Annotated in this window: 15 protein-coding genes and 1 pseudogene; 4 read left to right on the plus strand and 12 right to left on the minus strand. The window is 61.9% G+C overall.

Annotation, left to right across the window (positions count from 1 at the left end; genetic code table 11):
• Nucleotides 1-226: pseudogene (locus EAH74_RS33205) on the plus strand (hypothetical protein); the annotation flags it as partial.
• Between the two features lie 321 nt (nucleotides 227-547).
• Here the strand turns inward: EAH74_RS33205 and EAH74_RS14630 are convergent.
• The 12 genes from EAH74_RS14630 to EAH74_RS14685 form a co-directional block, all read right to left on the minus strand.
• Complete coding sequence (locus EAH74_RS14630) at nucleotides 548-1,423, minus strand: SDR family oxidoreductase (protein WP_140679452.1); 876 nt, start codon at nucleotides 1,421-1,423, stop codon at nucleotides 548-550.
• Nucleotides 1,424-1,449: 26 nt separating this feature from the next.
• On the minus strand, nucleotides 1,450-2,598 hold the full coding sequence (locus EAH74_RS14635) for an acetyl-CoA C-acetyltransferase (protein WP_140679454.1): 1,149 nt from the start codon (nucleotides 2,596-2,598) through the stop codon (nucleotides 1,450-1,452).
• Nucleotides 2,591-3,655: an acyl-CoA dehydrogenase family protein gene (locus EAH74_RS14640; RefSeq protein WP_140679456.1), complete on the minus strand. Its 1,065-nt coding sequence runs from the start codon at nucleotides 3,653-3,655 to the stop codon at nucleotides 2,591-2,593. Before EAH74_RS14640 ends, EAH74_RS14635 begins: the two co-directional genes overlap by 8 nt.
• A gap of 10 nt (nucleotides 3,656-3,665) precedes the next feature.
• On the minus strand, nucleotides 3,666-4,832 hold the full coding sequence (locus EAH74_RS14645) for an acyl-CoA dehydrogenase family protein (protein WP_140679458.1): 1,167 nt from the start codon (nucleotides 4,830-4,832) through the stop codon (nucleotides 3,666-3,668).
• 10 nt (nucleotides 4,833-4,842) lie between these two features.
• The gene (locus EAH74_RS14650) at nucleotides 4,843-5,598 is read right to left on the minus strand and encodes an enoyl-CoA hydratase family protein (protein ID WP_140679460.1); all 756 of its coding nucleotides are present in this window, start codon (nucleotides 5,596-5,598) and stop codon (nucleotides 4,843-4,845) included.
• An 11-nt stretch (nucleotides 5,599-5,609) separates the two neighbouring features.
• Nucleotides 5,610-6,677 (minus strand): NAD(P)H-dependent flavin oxidoreductase, encoded by a 1,068-nt coding sequence (locus EAH74_RS14655; protein ID WP_140679462.1) that lies wholly within the window; start codon nucleotides 6,675-6,677, stop codon nucleotides 5,610-5,612.
• Nucleotides 6,678-6,679: 2 nt separating this feature from the next.
• Complete coding sequence (locus EAH74_RS14660; RefSeq protein ID WP_140679464.1) at nucleotides 6,680-7,552, minus strand: enoyl-CoA hydratase; 873 nt, start codon at nucleotides 7,550-7,552, stop codon at nucleotides 6,680-6,682.
• A gap of 24 nt (nucleotides 7,553-7,576) precedes the next feature.
• Nucleotides 7,577-8,365, minus strand: a complete 789-nt coding sequence (locus EAH74_RS14665; RefSeq protein WP_140679466.1) for a CoA-transferase subunit beta — start codon at nucleotides 8,363-8,365, stop codon at nucleotides 7,577-7,579.
• A gap of 12 nt (nucleotides 8,366-8,377) precedes the next feature.
• Nucleotides 8,378-9,259, minus strand: a complete 882-nt coding sequence (locus tag EAH74_RS14670; protein WP_140679468.1) for a CoA transferase subunit A — start codon at nucleotides 9,257-9,259, stop codon at nucleotides 8,378-8,380.
• A gap of 11 nt (nucleotides 9,260-9,270) precedes the next feature.
• Entirely contained in the window at nucleotides 9,271-10,167 is an 897-nt protein-coding gene (locus EAH74_RS14675; RefSeq protein WP_140679469.1) for a VOC family protein, read from the minus strand.
• A 299-nt stretch (nucleotides 10,168-10,466) separates the two neighbouring features.
• Nucleotides 10,467-11,588: an LLM class flavin-dependent oxidoreductase gene (locus EAH74_RS14680; protein WP_140679471.1), complete on the minus strand. Its 1,122-nt coding sequence runs from the start codon at nucleotides 11,586-11,588 to the stop codon at nucleotides 10,467-10,469.
• 122 nt (nucleotides 11,589-11,710) lie between these two features.
• Nucleotides 11,711-12,895 (minus strand): flavin-dependent monooxygenase, encoded by a 1,185-nt coding sequence (locus tag EAH74_RS14685; RefSeq protein WP_140679472.1) that lies wholly within the window; start codon nucleotides 12,893-12,895, stop codon nucleotides 11,711-11,713.
• Between the two features lie 1,015 nt (nucleotides 12,896-13,910).
• Here EAH74_RS14685 and EAH74_RS14690 point away from each other — a divergent pair.
• From EAH74_RS14690 to EAH74_RS14700, 3 genes are read left to right on the plus strand one after another with little or no spacing between them, the layout of a single operon-like run.
• Nucleotides 13,911-14,426 carry a flavin reductase family protein gene (locus EAH74_RS14690; protein ID WP_046049829.1) on the plus strand — a complete coding sequence of 172 codons (516 nt, stop codon included), beginning with the start codon at nucleotides 13,911-13,913 and terminating at the stop codon, nucleotides 14,424-14,426.
• A 10-nt stretch (nucleotides 14,427-14,436) separates the two neighbouring features.
• On the plus strand, nucleotides 14,437-16,116 hold the full coding sequence (locus tag EAH74_RS14695) for an FAD-binding protein (RefSeq protein ID WP_140679474.1): 1,680 nt from the start codon (nucleotides 14,437-14,439) through the stop codon (nucleotides 16,114-16,116).
• The gene (locus EAH74_RS14700) at nucleotides 16,104-16,859 is read left to right on the plus strand and encodes a glucose 1-dehydrogenase (protein ID WP_140679475.1); all 756 of its coding nucleotides are present in this window, start codon (nucleotides 16,104-16,106) and stop codon (nucleotides 16,857-16,859) included. The genes EAH74_RS14695 and EAH74_RS14700 overlap by 13 nt, the downstream gene beginning before the upstream one ends.
• The last annotated feature ends 9 nt before the right edge of the window (nucleotides 16,860-16,868 follow it).

Raw genomic sequence — 16,868 nt, forward strand, 5'->3', positions numbered from 1 at the left:
AGCAGCCTCTGTTGCTGTCAAGCGGTTATTTTTCGAAGCTTTCAAAGTTTCCTTTGCAACTTCAACCACTTGCGCTTCCGATCTCTCGTTAGCGGGAGGCGAATTCTACAGCGTTAGTCGCTGCTGTCAACACCTCTTTTACACCGCTTTCGACCGAGAAGATCGAATCGTTAAAAGAGCCAAACAACCTCGCTCTTTCAACTCCTTCTGGGCTTCGATGACCTGAAGCAACTCGCTGCCGAAAACTGCGTAACTCATTGTTTACCAAGGAGTTTTCCGTTTCGACTGCGCCGGAAGTGGGGCGAATTATAGACTTCCAGAATCTGCCGTCAACACTTAATTGCGCTTTTCTATCAAACACTTGCAAAACGCCGGAAAACACCCCGTTTCTTCTATATAGAAGAGCAAAACGAATCCTTCTATATAGAGGGATTGGAAATCACGAAGTCTTTGGATAGCTTTGCGCAGCCCCAAAACGAGAAACAGGACCAAGGACCAAGCACCAAGCACCAAGCACCAAGTGCCTGATCCCCTTAGGACGGCCCAATCAGCTGCCGTACACTTTCGCCGCGGGCACCGCCCGGGCCATCAATTGCTCTACCGCCCGCCCCACCTCGCCCACAGCCCAACGCCCTTGCCTGTCCAGTTCCGGACCTCTACGCCAGCCGTCAGCAATCGACAACTTGCCGCCCTCGACTTCGAACATCTGCCCGTTGACCGCACTGGACGCTTGCGAGCCGAGCCAGACCACCAGCGGCGCAACGTTTTCCGGAGCGAAGTAGTCGAAGCCCTCTTCGGGTATTTTCATGGTATCGGCGAACACCTGCTCGGTCATTCCAGTGCGCGCGGCCGGGGCCAGGGCGTTGACGGTTATGCCATAGCGACCCAGTTCAGCCGCCTGCACCAGCGTCAACGCAGCGATACCGGCCTTGGCAGCGGCATAGTTGGACTGACCGATGGAGCCCTGCAAACCGGCCCCGGAACTGGTGTTGATGATCCGCGCGCTCAACTGCGCACCACCCTTGGCCTGCTCGCGCCAGTAACGCGCGGCGTGGCTGGCGATACAGAAGTGGCCTTTGAGGTGCACGGCCACCACTGCATCCCAGTCGGCTTCGGTGAGGCTGGCGAACATGCGGTCGCGACAGATGCCGGCGTTGTTGACCACCACGTCCAGGCCACCGAAGGTTTCGATGGCCTGGCGCACGATCAACGCCGCATCGTCGTAGCGGGTGATGTCGTTGCTGTTGGCCACGGCGCTTCCACCCTGCCCGAGAATTTCGCCGACCACGGCCAGCGCCGCTTCACGATTGATATCGTTGACCACCACTTTAGCGCCCTCGGCGGCGAAGGCCAGCGCGTAGGCGCGGCCCAGACCACCGCCGGCACCGGTGATGATCACCACGCGGTTCTCACAGATTTTCATGTTCCTGCTCCCTTCAAATACATCGCTTACAAGCGTTCGATAATCGTCACGTTGGCCTGGCCGCCGCCTTCGCACATGGTCTGCAAGCCGAAGCGTCCCCCGCAGCGCTCCAGTTCATGCAACAGCGTGCACATCAACCGGGTGCCAGTGGCGCCCAGCGGATGGCCGAGGGCAATCGCCCCGCCGTTGACGTTGGTCTGTTCATGGGGATAACCCGTCTCCTTGAGCCAGGCCATGGCCACCGAGGCGAAGGCTTCGTTGATCTCCACCAGGTCGATGTCTTCCAGCTTCATCCCTGCTCGCTTGAGTGCATAAGCGGTGGCCGGGATTGGAGCGGTGAGCATCCAGATCGGGTCTTCGGCGCGCACGCTGAGGTGGTGGATACGCGCGCGCGGTGTCAGTCCGTAGCGTTTGAGTGCAGTTTCAGAAACGATCAGCATCGCGCTGGCCGCGTCGCAGGTCTGGCTGGACACTGCCGCGGTCACCCGGTCGCAGCCAAACAGAACGTCCAGTTCGGCCATTTTCGCCAGGCTGGTGTGGCGCGGCGTTTCGTCGTGCACGACTCCGGCCAGAGGCACGATTTCCCGGTTGAAACGCCCTTGCTCGATGGCCCGCAATGCCCGCTGATGGGACTCCAGTGAATAGGCTTCCAGTTGTTCGCGGGACAGCCCCCACTTCTCGGCAATCATCTGCGCCGAACGGAATTGAGTCGGCGGTTGTGCGCCATAACGCCGGACCCAACCTTCGGAGCCGCTGAACGGGTCACTGAAGCCCAGTGGTTCGGCAGCGATCATCGCCGAGGAAATTGGAATTTGGGTCATGGTTTGCACGCCGCCAGCGACGACCACATCCTGGGTGCCACTCATCACCGCTTGGGCGGCAAAGTGCACCGCTTGCTGGGACGAACCGCACTGGCGATCGATGGTGGTGCCGGGTACCGCCTGCGACAGGCCGGCAGCCAGCCAACAGGTGCGGGCAATGTCTCCGGCCAGCGGACCGATGGTGTCGACACAGCCGAAGATCACGTCGTCGTAATCGTCATCGGGGATGTCATTGCGCTCGACCAGCGCACGCAAGACGTGGGCGCCCAGGTCGGCTGCATGTATCTGGCTCAAACCACCCTTGCGCCGCCCGATGGGTGTACGCAGGGCGTCGACAATATAGGCTTCAGGCATGGTGTACCTCGCAGTCAGTGTAGGAGCACGGCTTGCCGTAGAACAAAGCCGTGCGGATCCGCCCTTTATGATGGCCGCGATCACCCCAGACTTTGTCCAGTGCCCAGGCACGTTTCATGAACAAATGCAGGTCGACTTCCCAGGTGTAACCCATGGCGCCATGGGCCTGAATGGTGTTTTTCGCGGCGAGCATGGCGGCTTCCGAAGTTGCCAACTTGGCATGGGACACCAGCACGTCTTGCCCCGGTTGCTGCTCGGCCAGTGCATAGGCGGCGCGATACAGCGGCCCTTTGGCGAACTCGATCTGCACCGCGACGTTGGCCATCAAATGCTTGACCGCCTGAAACGAACCTACCGGTTTGCCGAACTGTTTGCGTTCAAAGGTGTAATCCACCGCGAGGTCGACCATGCGTTTGGCCAGCCCCAGCATTTGCGCGGCACAGCCCAGCGCGCCACGATTAAACGCGGCGGCCCACAAGCGCCGGCCCTGTTCGCCAGCGGCCACGCAGGTGGCGGACGTTGGCGTCCAGTCGACCTGAAACAGCTGGCGACTGGGATCGACCGACACATTGCGGGTCAAGCGCACTGCGTCAGGTTCGACCGCATGCACCTCATCGCCATGAGCCAATAACAGCAAATCGGCGACATGAGCATCGCTGACCAGCGGGTTACCTGGCTCGGCAATCGCCAACCGTGCGCGGCCTTGCGCGACGCGCGCCAGCCAGTGCTGTTTGAGTACCGCGTGGCTTTCATCAAGGGCGGCGAGCAACGGCACGCCGATCAGCATCGTGTCCACCAGCGGCTCGGGCAGGCCGGCATAACCACATTCCTGAGCGAGCAGAATGAAGTCCAGCTCATTCATGCCCATCCCGTCTTGCTCTTCGGGAACGGTCAGCGCAGTCAGGCCCAGCTCCACCAATTGGGCCCAGAGCTGATCGCTGCGCCCGCTGTCGCTGAGCCACATTTCGCGAATGCGCTCCGGGGTGACCTCGTTGATCAGAAAACTCCTGACGTTGTCCTGGAACAACAACTGGTCGCGGCTGAAACTAAAATCCATGGTCTATTCCTCAGGCACGCGGCATGCCGAGCATGCGTTCGGCAATGATGTTGCGCTGGATCTCGTTGGTGCCGGCATAGATCGGTCCGGCCTGGGCAAACAGAAAACCTTCCAGCCAATGGCCGACGTCGCCCGCAGCAGGTGCTTCGGGCAGCAGCTCGCCACGCGAGCCGAGAATGCTCATGGCGGTGTCGTGCATGCGCTGATCGAGTTCCGACCAGAAGATTTTGTTGGTCGAAGACTCCGGTCCGATCTTGCCGCCCTGCACCAGTTTCGAGGCGGTCATGTAGGTGCTCAGGGTGTAAGCCTCGGCGTCCAGCCAGGCGCGCATCACCGACTCGCCAATGGCCGGATCACGATCAGCCTGCTCGCGGTTGGCCAGGTACAGCTGCACCAGTCGCCGAGCGGTTTCCTGAAAACGTGCGGGTGAACGCAGCAGCAAACCGCGCTCGAATCCGGCGGTGGACATCGCCACATGCCAACCCATCCCCTCGCCGCCCAGCGCGTTTTCCACTGGAACCTTGACGTCGTCGAAGAAAATCTCGGCGAACCCGGGCAAGCCATTGAGCTGAGGAATCGGCCGTACCGTGATTCCCGGACTGTCGAGCGGCAGCAGAATAAACGTCAGGCCCTGATGGCGCTGCGAATGAGGGTCGGTGCGGAAAATGCCGAATACCCAGTCAGCCCACACGGCGCGAGTCGACCAGGTTTTCTGGCCGTTGATCACGTAATGGTCGCCGACCCGTTCGGCGCGCGAGCGGATCGCCGCCATGTCGGAGCCGGCGCCTGGCTCGGACCAGGCCTGGGCCCAGATATCTTCACCGGTGGCCATTCGTGGCAAAAAGCGCGCTTTCTGTTCGTCGCTGCCATATTCCATCAGCGTCGGGCCGAGCAGGAAGATGCCGTTCTGGTTAACCCGTGCAGGCGCGCCAGAGCGGTAGTACTCCTCCTCGAAGATCAACCACTCGATCAAGTCGCAACCGCGCCCACCGAGATCGGTCGGCCAGGTGACCATGCCCCAACGACCGTCGTTAAGCCGGTTTTCCCAGGCACGGTGCTCAGCAAAGCCTTGCTCGGTGTCGAATGATTGCAGCGGTTCACGGGGTACATTGGCCGCCAGCCAGGTCCGCGCCTCGGCGCGAAAGGCCTGCTGGGCCGGGGTGTATGTCAGGTCCATGAGAGTGCCTTCAGCCGTTGAAGTGGGCATCGCGCTTCTCGACGAACGAGTCGCGTGCTTCCTGTGAGTCCAGTGAGCGATAGGCCTCGAGCGTGAAGCCCTGCTCCCAGCGATATTTGTCTTCCAGATTGCCGTCTTCGATACCGCTCAGCGCTTCCTTGGCGAGGCTGATCATGGCCGGACTCTTGGCGGCGATGGTGCGGGCGATCTGCAACGCGGCCTCACGCAAGTCCTCGCGCTTGACCACACGCTCGACCGCACCCAGGCGCCAGGCCTCGGCGGCGTCGATCATCTCGCCGGTGAAGTACATGTGACGGACCTTCTGCACCGGGAACAACCGCTGCAAATGCGCACCGCCACCCATGGCACCGCGATCGACCTCAGGTACGCCGAAACTGGCGCACTCGGAGGCCACCAGAATGTCGGCCGCACCGCAGATGCCGATGCCGCCGCCGAGGACGAAGCCGTGTACGGCAACGATCACCGGTTTCGGGTTGCGGTGGATCGCCTTGAAGCTGTCGTAGTTGCCTTTGTTCACTGCCACGATCAGGTTGCCGTCGGCGGCCAGTTCCTTGATGTCGACCCCGGCGCAGAAGCCGCGCCCTTGGGCGCGAATCACGATCACCCGCACGCTGGCGTCGCGACCGAGGCCTTCGATCTCGCTGGCGATATCGGCCCAGCCCTGGCAATTGAAGGCGTTGACCGGTGGCTGGTTGAACACCAGTTCGGCAATGCCGTTATCGATACTGACGCTAAATGGTTTCATGCCTTTCCCCTTCACGACACACGGCGGCACAGCGCGTCCAGACGCAATTCGGCGTCACGGACGATCTGCTCAATCAATTGGGCGCAGCTGGGCAAGCTGTCGATAGACGCGGCGATCTGGCCGGCGGGCAGTACACCTTCGGCGGGTAACCCGTCGACCATCGCTTTCTGAATCACCATCGGCGCGTTGGCGGCCATGATGCTTTGGGCGGCCGTCAGCTCACCGCTGCCGCGCATTTTCAAAACACTGCCGAGCAGTTGCGTCAGGCTCATGCCACTGTGGCGGCGGTAAGCCAGGCCACTGCGGACCGCCAACAACAAGCGTTTGAGACCACCACTCGCTTCAAGCTGGTTGAGCAATTCGTTGCGAATCATCCGTTGCGGCATACCGTCGATGGCGCGACTGATGATGATCGCCGCCGGGTCCTTGACCGCGAGGTAACGCGACAGGGTCGCCTGCGGCACCGGACTGTCGGCGCACATCAGAAAGCGCGTGCCCATGGCGATGCCTTCGGCGCCATAGGCCAGGGCCGAGACCAGGCCTTTACCGTCCTTGAAACCACCGGCGGCTACCACTGGCACCGAGACTGCGTTGACGACTTGATCGAGCAGCAACGAAGTGGGCACCGAGCCGGTATGCCCGCCGCCCTCGCCGCCCTGTACGGTGACCGCATCGGCGCCCATTTCCACGGCTTTCTGCGCGTGCTTGAGTGCTCCAACGGTGGGGATGCACACCACACCGGCGTCCTTCAGACGGCTAATCATTTGCTTGCCGGGCGAGCGGCTGTAGCTGACTGCCCTGACGTTGTGGCGCAGCACCAGCTCGACGATCTCTGCGGCGTTGGCCTGGTACATATGGAAATTGACCCCGAAAGGCTGACCGGTCAGACGCCGGGTTTCGAGGATCGCTGCCTCCATCCGCTGAGGCTCGATGGTCGCCCCGGCGAGAAAGCCGAAGCCACCGGCATTGCCCGTGGCCGCCACCAGTTTCGGATCGGCAACCCAGCCCATCGCGGTCTGGATGATCGGATAGCGACAGCCCAGTAATTCGGTCAGACGGGTATTCAAAGAGATCGCCATGCTCACGCTCCGCCCGAAGTGCGTTGCGAACTGGCCATGGCCTTGGCGTCATATCCGCCGAGTCGGTCACCTGACACCAGTTCATTGTGCGCATGGGCGAAGTGGTGCAGGCCGAAGACCATGTCCATGGTCGCGCGCTTGCCCATCAAGTCTTCGGCGTTGTTGACTGCCTGCTTGCTCAATTGCAGACCGAGGCGCGGCATCTGCGCGATGCGTCCGGCGATGTCGAGGGTTTGCTGTTCCAGTTCATCGCGGGCCACTACCCGGTTGAGCATGCCCATTTGATAGGCGCGCGCCGCCGGCATGCGCTCGCCGAGGAACAAAAACTCCTTGGCGATTCGCGAGTTCAACTCATGCACATGGGCGAAGTACTCGACGCCGGGAATGCCCATTCGCACCACCGGATCCGCGAAGTAAGAATCCTCACTGGCGACGATCAGGTCGCAGACCCAAGCCAGCATCAGCCCGCCCGCGATGCACGCCCCCTGAACCATGGCGATGGTTGGCTTGGGCATTTCGCGCCAGCGGCGGCACATGCCCAGATAGACTTCCTGCTCCCGGGCGTAGAGAAACTCGCCGCCCGGCTTGTTCACGTGGTCGTACCACAGGCTGGCACGGTCGAAGGACTGATCGATGTCGCGGCCCGGCGTGCCGATGTCATGCCCCGCGGAGAAATGCTTGCCGGCACCACGCAGTACGATGACTTTCACCTCATCGTCAGCGCAGGCCCGGCGGAACGCCGCGTCCAGCGCGTAGGTCATCTGCGAGTTCTGCGCGTTGTGGTACTCGGGGCGATTCATGGTGACCAGGGCCACCGCTCCACGCACCTCGTAAAGCACCACGTCGGCCTCGTTCTTGTCGTTATGTTCAGCCATCACTTTTCTCCGAAACGGGGGCGCTCAGCGTTGGCCTGGCGGGTTGTCTTTGAGCTGGCTGGCACGCAGGTTGTGCGGGTCCAGGCGCTGGATCAGCTGCAATTGCTCGACGGTCGGGGCAGCCGTGGTCGGGCAGTCGTGCGGTACATGCAGGGCAAATCCGGTGTTGTCCTGAACCTCGGCCACCGTCACGCCGGGGTGCAGCGAGCGAATGCGCATTTGCCGCTGTGGTCCCTGGAAATCCAGGACGCAGAGGTCAGTGATGATCAGGCGGATATCGATGTCGTCCAGCGACCAGCCGCGCGCCAGACGCGCCGGGTTGTAGCCGACCGAGGCGACCATATCGACCTCGCCTTCGACGAACACCCGACGGTTGTGGCCGGGCACGCAAAATGAGTTGGCGTGGCTGATGGAGTTGCCGGGAAAACCGCGCACGCCGAGCATTTGCGCCTTGGGCTTGGCGTAGTCACCGATGCACGAAATGTTGGCCTGGCCGAAGCGGTCGATCTGAGTCGGGCCGACCAGCGCATGGCGCTTGCCGCCCCACACGTTGTCGAAAATCCGCGAAAAACCCATCCAGCTGTCGCGCTTGGGCTGGTAGCCGTTGCGCGCGCCGAGCGGCACCGGCTCGGCGACCATGTAGGCTTCGGAATCGGTCATCAGCAGCTGCGGATTGCTGCCGAGCATGCTCAATGAGGCGGCCAGGCGCGGGATCACGCCGATGCCGCTGGCCAGAACCTCGCCATCGTCGCGCCAGGCTTCGGAGGCGGCGCAGATCATCAGTTCGGCGAGGCTGTAAGTGGTAGTGCTCATCGCAAGGCTCCCTTAAAAAATCGGCAACGGCAGTTGGCGGATTGCAGCCAGGCCGCCGACCTTGTCCAGATACTGTTCGTGGGTGCAGTCGACGTAGTTGCGGACATAGTCCTGCCAGCCATCGACGGCTTGGGCCGAAGCGTTGTAAGCCTTGAAGTGCGCCACGTCGAAACCGTACAGCGGCGCGCAGGAAGACGGATGCGCACCGCCCGGCACGTGGGCCACGGCGGTGGTCAGGTTGCGTTCCCAGAACACTTGATGCGCGTGCCCGGCATCGGCGTGGAAATACTCGCTGTCCACCAGTTCGTCGCAGGTCACGTAGCTGCGGGTCGCGGCACGTACGAACAGGTCGTCCATGTAGTGATCGGGGCCGCTGATCTGGCAGACACCACGCGTATCGGCACGGTCGACGTGAATCAGCGCCGCATCGAGTTTGAGCGCTGGCATCGCGACCCAGTCCTTACCATCGGCATAGGGCGAGGCAATCAACTTGATCTGCCGGTTGTGCCGCAGCACATCGGTGCCCAGGCCTACTGCCGTCGGAATAAATGGCACATTCATCGCTGCGGCCCGCAGACCGAGCAGGAGCATGCCTTCGTCGATTTCCATCACCTCCAGCGCCGCCTCCTGGCGTGCCTTGCGGAAGTACGGTTCCAGTGGAATGAAATCCAGGGAAACAAAGGCGAACACCAGCTTCTTGATCTTGCCGGCCGCGCAGAGCATGCCAACATCCGCACCACCGTAGGCGACCACGGTGAGGTCCTTGAGGTCCGAGCGCAAAATCTCCCGCACCAACGCCATGGGTTTGCGCCGCGGCCCCCAGCCACCGATACCGATGGTCATGCCGTCACGCAGTTGGCCGACCATCTCGGCCGTGGTCATTCGCTTGTCCATCGTCATCGTCCTCATTGGCGACCGACACTGAAGTCGTGGCCCCAGTGGCTGACCACGGTGCTTTCAAAAGGCGTGTGGCGATCCCAATCCACCACCAGGCCATCGCAGCCGTACTCCAGATCAAACCCGGATGGCGTCTTGATGTAGAACGAGATCATCTGATCGTTGGTGTGCTGACCGAGGGTGGCCGACAGCTTCACGCCGTTGGCGTGCACCCGGTCCAGCGCTCGACCGACTTCGTCCAGCGCGTTGACCTCGACCATCATGTGCACGCAGCCGTGGGGCATCGGGCACTCGAAGATCGCCAGCGAGTGATGCCGACCGTTATTGCAGTGCAGGAAGTGGATGCGCTTTTGCGGCTCGGCCGGGTCCGGGGTGAAGCGGACTTTCATCAGGTCGGACAGACCGAAACCGAGCACTTGCTCGTAGAAATCCCGGCAACGTTCGAAGCTCGGTGCCGGCAGTACCACGTGGCCCATGCCCAATTCGTTGGTGACAAAACCCTTGACCCCGACCGGCGAGACGAAGCGTGCGAAGTCCTGCAACGGGCCCCAGAACAATTCGTGGCGGTTGCCATCCGGGTCGCTGAAGTGCACCAGTTCCTGGACCTTGCGAACCTCGGCCTGGGCCACGGTGCCGCGGGTGACTTGCACATCGGCTTGTTCCAGAACGCTGACAGCGTATTCAAGCGCCGCTTTGCCAGGTACTTCCCAGCCGCACGCACCGAAGCCGTTCTCAGTACTTTTCTCCACCAGAATGCGGTAATGGCGCTCGTCCATTTTCAGGTACAGCCGCTCATCGTCATCGCTGCCGGCCACCATCATGCCCAGCACCTGGTTTGCGTACTGACGCCATTGCGCCAGGTCGCTGGATAACAGGGTGACGTAACCCAGACCACGGATATCCATGGATGCACTCCTCGTTTTTCAGGCCGAGCCGCCCATCGGCGGCTGCCGGGGGAGACTTTATGTAGGGCTATTCAAACGGGTTTGCGCGGGGGCAACATCGTCCAATGGGACTAGCGGAAATGACGGGGTGAGCGCATAAAAAAACTGTGGGAGCGAGCTTGCTCCGGGCGGCGTTCCGACGATGGGGCCACACCAGTCAACATTGATGTTGAATGTAAGACCGCTATCGTCGGAACGCCGCCCGGAGCAAGCTCGCTCCCACAGGGGTGATGTGGTGTTCACGCCTTGCGTGTCGGGTTTTAAGCCTTGCGGAAATGCGGGATCACTTTCTCGCCAATGTTGCGCAGGGTCTCCAGTTGCGCCCATTGCGGCACGGTGCCCATCTGGCAGATGAACAGGATTTCGTCGGCGCCGGCATCGATCAGGCGCTGCACGTAACCGATGCAATCCTCGACGGTGCCGTAGGCGTGGTTGGGGTTCATCATCGCCATGGTCGGGTCGGAGAAATCAACGCTGACTTCTTCCGAGGCGAAGCGCGACTTGATCACGCTCTGGCCGTTGCCATCGACGAAGGTGTCGTCCTTCCACTTCTCCGGGTCCGGGCGCTCGCCACCTCCGTACCAGTAGCCCAACGATTCCATGAAGTAGCGCTGGCCACGGATGCCGATGCGGCGCGCCTCTTCGTTGTTTTCCAACACGATGGCCGGGCACAGGGCTGCGATGTGCCGGTTGGGACGGAAACCCACTTGTTTCTTCTCATCGCGGTTGTCCCAGGCTTCATGGTAGACCTCGACTTTCTTGGCGATTTCTTCCGGGCCACCGAAGCCCAGCACCAGTGCACCCATGCCGCGACCGCCGGCGTTTTTCAGCGACTCGGTGTTGGTACAAGCCAGGTACATCGGCGGGTGCGGGTCTTGATAAGGCTTGGGATGTATCGGCCGTTTCGGGATCTGTACGAAGTCGCCGTTGTGTTCGATTTCGTCCTGCACGAACATTTTCGGGATCAGGTACATCATTTCGTCGATCTGCGGCTGCAACGTGGCCAGGTCGTAGCCGAAGGTGCCGGCCTCCTGCTGGGTGCCACCCTTGCCGACGCCAAAATGCACCCGGCCCTTGGACAACAGGTCGAGGGTCGCTATGCGTTCCGCGACTTTCACCGGGTGGTTCATCGCCGGTGGCAGGCAGACTACGCCGTGGCCGATGCCGATGCGTTCGGTTTTGCCGGCGACGAAGGCCAGCATGGTTTCCGGCGCGGACATGTGCGAGTAGTTGCTCAGCGCCGTGTGCTCCACGCACCAGAAGGTATCGAAGCCGAGTTTGTCGGCCAACACGGCCTGCTCGACGGTGTCTTCGAAAATCCGGCGGTCGCCTTCGCGGCTGGAGTCCACCGTCTGGGCTTCGTAAATCAGTGAAAATTTCATGGTTGATCCTTGTGTTTATTGGATGCGCAGTCGGCGCCAGAGACCTGTGCCTTGCCCCCATGCTCGGGCATCGGCGGGGCGCTCGAATCACGCAAACGGACTAGCTGATTCAAAGGAAAAAGTCAGAGAAAAAAGTCGTTGCTGTCCTGGCCCATGCTGACCCCGCCGAGATTCCAGGCGTACTTGGCCGGGTTATTCGCGACGTGCGCGCGGCCGGTGTGAATGTCGCGGAATGCCCGGTTGATCGTGTGGCTGCGGAAGATGGTCGAGGCGCCGCTGTTGAACATCAGGTCGGCAACCGCTTTGGCGCACTTGTCGGCCACCAGCGCCGAGTCGTAACGCATCTTCACCCGCTCGGGCATGCTCAATGGCTCCGCGCCTTGTGCCCGTTGCAACATCAGAGCGAAGTTGCGCAGCAGGACGGTTTTGCACTCGTCAACGCAGACCATGGCGTTGGCCAGCGCGGACTGCGCGGCCGGGTCCTGGACCATTTTGCGACCGTCGTTGACCCCGACCCGCGCGCGATTGTGCTCGACAAACTGATCCACCGCGCCCTGCAGGGCACCAATGGCCGAGGACGACACAGCCCGCACAAAAATCTGCCCGAATGGCAGGCGGAACAGCGGCGCGGTGTTCACTGCGTTACCCGGACTGTCCTGCATGAAACCGTCGAACGCGCGATGAGTGCGGTACTCCGGAACGAAGGCGTTCTCCACCAGGATGTCGTGGGAGCCGGTGGCTTCCAGGCCCATGACATTCCAGTTGTCGAGAATCTGGTAATCGCTGCGCGGTACCAGGAAAGTCCGGTAATCCGGCGCCCCGCCCGCCTCCTCCGGTGGCACCAACGCCCCCAGGAACACCCAGTCGCAATGCTTGCTGCCAGAAGAAAACCCCCAGCGCCCGCTCAGCTTGAAACCATTCTCGACCCGCTCGACCTTGCCCACCGGCATATAGGAAGAAGAGATCAGCACACTGGAGTCGGCGCCCCAGACATCCTGTGCCGCACGGTCATCGAACAGCGCCAGTTGCCAGTTATGGATCGCCACCACCCCCAGCACCCAGGCCGAGGACATGCAGCCTTCGGCGAGGGTCATCTGCACCTCGAAGAAATCCTTGGGTTCGAGTTCATAGCCTTCCCAGCGCGATGGCTGAAGGATGCGAAAGAACCCGGCGTCGTGGAAATCCTTCAGCGTTTCTTCAGGCAGCTGGCCGGCTTGCGCGGCGTTCAGGGCGCGTTCACGCAAGATCGGCACCAGCTCGCGGGCACGTTGGCTCAGACGCTGGCGAATCAGGTCTTGGTTGAGCATTTTTATTGTTCTCCTCTGTTCACCCCATCCGCCGGGGCGCGCGTGCAGCGGGGCGGATGCAGCACCGGTGGTGCTCGCCTCCACAGCGGCATTCAAGCAATGCGTGCGGCGGTGGGCATCCCTCAAACGGACCATGTGCCTAAGAGAAGGGTGAAAGATTGCGGTCTCCGGTGACTCCTGCTGGCGTTGAGTCAAGCTTGGGAGATTGGTTGGTAGATAGGCCGCCATCGCGAGCAGGCTCGCTCCCACAGGGGAATGGTGTACACCTGCGAGTAATCAGTCGGCTGACAGACCGCCATCGCGAGCAAGCTCGCTCCCACAGGGGAATGGTGTACACCTGCGAGTAATCAGTCGGCTGACAGACCGCCATCGCGAGCAGGCTCGCTCCCACAGGGGAATGGTGTACACCTGCGAGTAATCAGTCGGCTGACAGACCGCCATCGCGAGCAAGCTCGCTCCCACAGGGGAATGGTGGGCATCTGCAAGAGATTGGTCGGCTGTCAGGCCGCCTTCGCGAGCAAGCCCGCTCCCACAGGGGGGCGGTGTTCGCCTTTCGCCCTTCACCACTCAACAGGCCGAGCGTTAGCTCGCCTGCAGCGTGTGATCTTGATCCACCCGCCCCTTCGGGAGGCTGAGTGGAGGTGTTCATCCGGGGAGTGGCGCGCAGCGCCGTTCGACGCAGTCGAACACGCTGCATGTAGGTCGTCGCGAAGCAGACCGGAGGGCAGTGTCCCCGGATGGATACCGGAACGAAGGAACGCCGAGCCTAAGCGAGGGGCCGGACGCTTGGGGCGAGCGTTTTTTTGCTTACTTTTTTTAGGCGTTTGTAAAAAAAGTGAGTCGCCGTAAGGGCGAAACCGCCAGCCGCCATCACCGAAGAAATGGATATGTACTCAACCAACAAGAACCTGGTCGGCCCAAAGGCCGCCAAGGCCTAGTCCCCTCGGACGATGTTACGGCGGGGCGTCGGAGCAAGAATCCATCGCACTCCATGCACAACGAAAGGGCTAGTGCGATGAACGACATCAATTTGAAAGCCGACATGCTCCAGGCCATGCGCCGCCTGGCCAAGTCAGTCACCATAATCAGCACCAGTAACGGCTCCGAGCGCTTCGCCATGGCCGCCACGGCCGTCGACTCCCTCAGTACCGAACCACCCTCGCTACTCATCTGCATCAACAAAACCGCCTCCCCTCATGCCGCACTGGCGACCGGCGCAGACTTCTGCGTCAACATCCTCGGCGTCGAACAACAAGACCTCGCCCACCTGTGCAGCGGCGCGATCAAAGGCGAAGCACGATTCGACCGTGGCAACTGGCTGACCAGTGCCGGCGGCATTCCCTATCTGGGAGACGCCCAATCGGCAATCCTCTGCCGGCAAGACGGCCATTTCAGCTACGGCACCCACACCGTATTCATCGGGCGCATCCTGCAAATCCACACCAGTGAAGCGATCACCCCGCTGGTCTACCTCGACGGCACCTACACCACCACCGCGAAACCCGTACCCTCCTTCGCTGTCGCCGGCTGAGGCCCGAAAAATGGACAGCCTGAACGGGTTGACGGCGTTGCGAGTGAGCAGCGCCGACCAGCTGAACTGGGATGATCGCTGCGACTTGCTGGTGGTCGGTTTTGGCGGCGCCGGCGCCTGTGCCGCCATCGAAGCGGCCAGTCGCGGATTGGCGGTGCTAGCGCTGGACCGCTTTGAAGGTGGCGGTGCCACCGCGCTTAGTGGCGGAGTAGTGTATGCCGGTGGCGGCACGCCGTATCAGCGCCAGGCCGGCTATGAAGACAGCAGCGAAGCGATGTTCAACTACCTGCGCCAGGAAGTCGGCGAGGCTGTCAGCAGCCAGACTTTGCGGGACTTCTGCGAAGGCAGTTGTGAGCAACTGGCGTGGCTTGAGCGTCAGGGTGTCGAGTTCGAATCCAGCGTGCCGCCGCATAAAACTTCGTACCCGAGCGATCAGTACTACCTTTATTACTCCGGCAACGAAGCCGTGCCGGCCTATGCCGCCATTGCCAAACCGGCACCTCGCGGTCACCGCACCAAAGGCCCCGGCATGTCCGGCGCCAGCCTGTTCGCCCCGCTCAAGGCCAGCGCCTTGCGTCACGGTGTGCGCCTGCGCAGCCAGTGCGAAGTGCGGCGGCTGGTGCTCGACACCAGCGATCACGTGTTGGGGGTCGAAGCCTGGCACCTGCCGCCCGGTAGTCGCGCAGCCCGTCAACATGCCCGGCTTTCGCGCTGGGCCAGCGCCATCCACATGTACGTCCCGGCATTGGCCGACCGTTTGCGCGCTCGCTTGCGACGCCTCGAACAAACCAGTGCCGAACGCCAGCTGATTCGCGCCGAACAGGGTGTGTTGCTGAGCAGCGGCGGTTTTATCTTCAATCGCGGGTGGGTCCGCCAGCATGCGCCGCAGTATCTGGCCGGTTTGCCGCTGGGGACCACAGGCTGTAACGGCAGCGGAATCGCCCTCGGCCAGAGTGCCGGTTGCAGCGTGGCGCGGATGGACAAGGTCAGCGCCTGGCGTTTTATCAATCCACCACTGGCCTGGGCCCGAGGGCTGATCGTCAATGCTCGGGGGCAGCGTTACACCAACGAAGAAATCTACGGTGCGACCCTCGGCCACGCGATGGTCGAAGAGCAGGACGGCCGCGCCATTCTGATTCTCAATCGGGCGCTGGTGCGCGAGGCGTTGCGTCAGGTCGGACCGGGCAAGGTCTGGCAATTCCAGCGCCTGCCGGTGCTGCTCAATTTGCTGTTCAACGCCCGGCGCAGCAACAGCATGACGAGGCTGGCCAAGCGTTGCGGATTGCCCGTCGAGGCCCTGCGACAGAGCGTAGAAACCTATAGCCGCGCCGCGCGGGGCGAAGTCGTTGATACGTTCGGCAAGTCGCAAGCCATGCTCGCCGACATTGACCAGGGACCGTGGTACGCCCTCGATCTGTCATTCGCCAGCCGCCTGTTTCCCTGCCCTGTCATCACCCTTGGCGGGCTGAAAGTCTGCGAGCACAGCGGTCAGGTGCTGGACCACGCAGGTCAGCCGATCCGAGGCCTTTACAGCGCCGGCCGCAATGCCGTCGGGGTCGCTTCCAACCTTTATGTCTCCGGCCTGTCGCTGGCCGATTGTATCTATTCAGGTCGCCGGGCCGCTGCCCATCTGGCCGATCAAGTCGCACTTCAAACCACACGCTCAGGAGAACAACAATGCAACGTGTAGAAGGCAAAGTCTGCATCATCACCGGCGCCGCCAGCGGCATCGGTCGCGAAGACGCCCTGCTGCTGGCCCGTGAAGGCGCCAAAGTCGTGCTGACCGATCTCAACGAAGAAGCCGGACGCCAGGTCGCCGCAGAAATCGGCAGCAATGCGCTGTTCATTCGCCACGACATTGCCAGCGAAAGCGACTGGCAACAGGTGATCAAAACCACCCTGGAACACTTCGGGCGCCTCGACGTACTGGTGAACAACGCTGCGATTCTGGCCTTGGGCAGCATCGAAGACACCACGCTGGAACTGTGGCAGAAGGTGCAGAAAATCAATGGAGACGGGTACTTTCTCGGCTGCAAATACGCGGTCCAGGCCATGAAGGAAACCGGCGGCGGCTCGATCATCAATATGTCGTCGGTCGCGGCCCTCGGCGCAATGCCAATGTTCTGTGCCTACTCGGCGTCCAAAGGCGCGGTGGCGGCAATGACTCGCTCGATTGCCTTGCACTGCAAGCAACAGGGCTACCGCATTCGCTGCAACAGCGTGCACCCGGATGGCGTCAACACGCCGATGACCCAGGCCTTGACCGGCGGTCAGCCGATCCCTCAGGAAGCCCTCGACCAAGACCCGATGAACCGCATGTGCGCGCCCCGGGACATTGCCAATGTGGTGCTGTTCCTCGCCACTGACGAGTCACGTTTCGTCAACGGTGCCGAGATCCGCGTCGACAACGCCCAATTGATCAGCGGGCTCTGAGGCCGAGGT

The sequence above is a fragment of the Pseudomonas mandelii genome, from assembly GCF_006438925.1.
GTDB classification, from domain to species: Bacteria; Pseudomonadota; Gammaproteobacteria; order Pseudomonadales; family Pseudomonadaceae; genus Aquipseudomonas; species Aquipseudomonas mandelii_C.